Origin of the sequence: Ancylomarina longa, from assembly GCF_003996985.1 — a bacterium.
Classification (GTDB): Bacteria; Bacteroidota; Bacteroidia; order Bacteroidales; family Marinifilaceae; genus Ancylomarina_A; species Ancylomarina_A longa.
This window is the reverse complement of record NZ_RJJX01000146.1, coordinates 1-610: the sequence shown is the minus strand read 5'-3', so window position 1 is coordinate 610 and position 610 is coordinate 1. Positions and strand designations below refer to the sequence as shown.

Genomic DNA, 610 nt, shown 5'->3' with positions numbered 1-610 from the left:
TAAGGTTTACGCCCGTTTTCTGGATGCGGTGAACTTCGTCAACGGAAACAGTTACGCCGATCCGGAGCAGGAGGTGATCAGCCGCTGGCGCATTGAGCAGTGCAGCGAACTGAGCGCGGTGAGTGCCTCCTTTGTACTGTCCACGCCGACGGAAACGGATGGCGCTGTTTTTCCGGGACGTATCATGCTGGCCAACACCTGCACCTGGACCTATCGCGGTGACGAGTGCGGTTATAGCGGTCCGGCTGTCGCGGATGAATATGACCAGCCAACGTCCGATATCACGAAGGATAAATGCAGCAAATGCCTGAGCGGTTGTAAGTTCCGCAATAACGTCGGCAACTTTGGCGGCTTCCTTTCCATTAACAAACTTTCGCAGTAAATCCCATGACACAGACAGAATCAGCGATTCTGGCGCACGCCCGGCGATGTGCGCCAGCGGAGTCGTGCKGCTTCGTGGTAAGCACGCCGGAGGGGGAAAGATATTTCCCCTGCGTGAATATCTCCGGTGAGCCGGAGGCGTATTTCCGTATGTCGCCGGAAGACTGGCTGCAGGCAGAAATGCAGGGTGAGATTGTGGCGCTGGTCCACAGCCACCCCGGTGGTCTGC

The 610-nt window shown here is 57.1% G+C and carries 2 protein-coding genes; both read left to right on the top strand.

All coding sequences use genetic code 11. The features are described 5' to 3' along the window. Nucleotides 1-382 (top strand): phage minor tail protein L (locus DLK05_RS16725; protein WP_127345099.1); only part of this gene is annotated, 382 nt, incomplete at its 5' end. A gap of 5 nt (nucleotides 383-387) precedes the next feature. Beyond that, nucleotides 388-610 (top strand): C40 family peptidase (locus DLK05_RS16720; RefSeq protein ID WP_127345098.1); only part of this gene is annotated, 223 nt, incomplete at its 3' end.